A 2,160-nucleotide genomic window follows, 5' to 3' on the forward strand; every position below is an offset into this window, starting at 1 on the left:
ACAACGACAAGGGGAATACCGCCTTCCGCAAACGCTACGCCCAGCAGTTTGGCGTCAAGCTGGAAAACGAAGCGGAAGGAGTGAATAAAACGCTTGAAAAGCAAGCCTCATCGGGTGATGATACGCATGACGGCGCTCCCGCCAGCGAACCCAGGGGAGAGGCTCATTCGGGTGTCGCCAAACCTTTGATTCCCCAAGGGGGCGATCCGAAGGGCGGCGAATCTGGGCAGGGAGGAACCCGGGAAGCGGTGCAACCCGCCCGTGGTCCCAATATGGGGGAGGTTGCCATCGGCTTCGGGGATGGCGTCTCCCTCGGCGGAACAAAATACGTGCGGCAAGCGCTGGGCATCCAGGGAGATTTCAACCCCAACTCCCCAGAGTACAAGGCGGGCGAACTCACCGGAAGGCTCCTGCCCGTCGTTCCGGCAGCCCAGCGGGCCGCTCAACTCCTCAAATCCACCGCCAGTCAGGCCGTAACACGCGTATTGCCCGCATCCGCTATCGGCGTCTCCCTTCGGCCCGAATCTGCGGAGGCGGAGGAAAATCGGGGCCATTCCAACAATGCCCCTGGAGGCTCAACCCAGCCGAGCGAAGAGGCACATCCAGGCGTTGGCGTCCGTTCCCAGCCATCCGCTCAAGGTTCCAGGTTGGAACCGTCTCAAGGAAGAACGGACTATTTCGGAGGGCAACAACGTTTTGAGGCCGGAAGCGGAACCATCAATCCGACCGGTGGTAATCAGCCTCCTCCCCCCGTTCCTCCGAAGGAAAAGTACGTCAAACCCCAGCCCCCAACGAACTGGGAGCACATTCCTAAAAATATGAGGGAATCTGGCGAAAAGTTGATCTATGACGGCCAGTTTCTCTCATACTGGAAGGATGGGCGGATCGATAAGGTCTGGTCGGGAGTTTCGGGAGAGAAGGGTTTTCAAAGCAAGGAGCACCAGTCCGTCGTTAACAAAGGACCGATCCCCCAAGGACGATATAGTGTGGCGCAGGGTCAACATCAATCCATCGGAGGACTTGACAGGCTGATCGGAAAAGTAGGACAAGGAAATTTTCCTGGAGGAGTTCCAACTTGGGGTGAACATCGGGTCTGGTTGAAACCCTCTTTGGAGAATGAGATGCATGGACGCACGAAATTCACGATCCATGGGGGCTCTGAACCCGGTTCAGCGGGGTGTATCGATTTGACTGACGAAATGGAGTCCTTCTCCAAGTGGTTTAAAGACCACAAGAAAGACCTCGACCTTGAGGTGTTCTACCCGTAACTCCATCCGAGCAAGGCGTGGCGCATACCATCGTCCCCACGCCTTGCTCTTTTATTCTCATGAGGTGAGCATCATGAATTTTCAGGGAGTACGTAACTTCAACATCAGAAAGCAATCATGGAATATTCTATACTATCTACTGTTTGGCTTGCATACCATGTTCCTTTTTCTTATGATATATGAGCTCTATCAGTTTGAATCAAGTTGGATGTATTACCCATATGAATGCTATTTTAATGGCGATCCTAGCAGGTGGTTATATAAAACTCCGAGGCATTATTTTATTGGATCTATAATATTAATGTTCGAGCTTTCAGCTATATTGATAATTGCAGGTAGAATTGAGCGAAATATATGGAGGAATACCTTCTTAATTGCAACATCGGCTCTCCTTTTTAATACTGGGCTGAATAGGATTTCAAAATTGATATTCGATTATATGTTTGGTCCGTGCGATAAGATCGATATAAAATTCTATCAGGACATATTTAGCCTTCCATGCAGTTGACATCTTAGACGAGGATCTTTCCTTCCCCAAACTGGCGGACGACCTGAAAGAAAAAGGTAATCCGGTCAGCGCCGAATACTTCCGTCAGGTGGAAGCCGACACCAACAAGCCTTACGGTGCCGAACCCGACCCGAAGTTGGTGAAACAGTCCAAGGCTCACCAGGAGGCGGTGAAACACTTCGACACCCTCAAGGAGCGCTCCAACACCCCGGCGGAACTCGCCTTCGAAATGCACAAGTTGCACCGGGACAACGACGACCACACGGGCACCGCCCGCTGGGCCGACGAAAACAAAAAGCACATCGAGACGGAGCGGAAGTACAACATCGAACCCCCCGCCCTGGACGGCGTCGGGCAAGCCTTCGCCCAGGCCAAGCGAACCCC

General features: G+C 52.8%; 2 protein-coding genes. Both read left to right on the top strand.

The window, feature by feature from the left end; translation table 11 throughout:
* The coding region (locus tag HQL56_19710) for a DUF2778 domain-containing protein (protein ID MBF0311744.1) at nucleotides 1-1,268 on the top strand (1,268 nt) is incomplete at its 5' end.
* A gap of 596 nt (nucleotides 1,269-1,864) precedes the next feature.
* The coding region (locus HQL56_19715; GenBank protein MBF0311745.1) for a hypothetical protein at nucleotides 1,865-2,160 on the top strand (296 nt) is incomplete at its 3' end.

Source organism: Magnetococcales bacterium (assembly GCA_015231925.1).
GTDB lineage: Bacteria > Pseudomonadota > Magnetococcia > Magnetococcales > JADGAQ01 > JADGAQ01.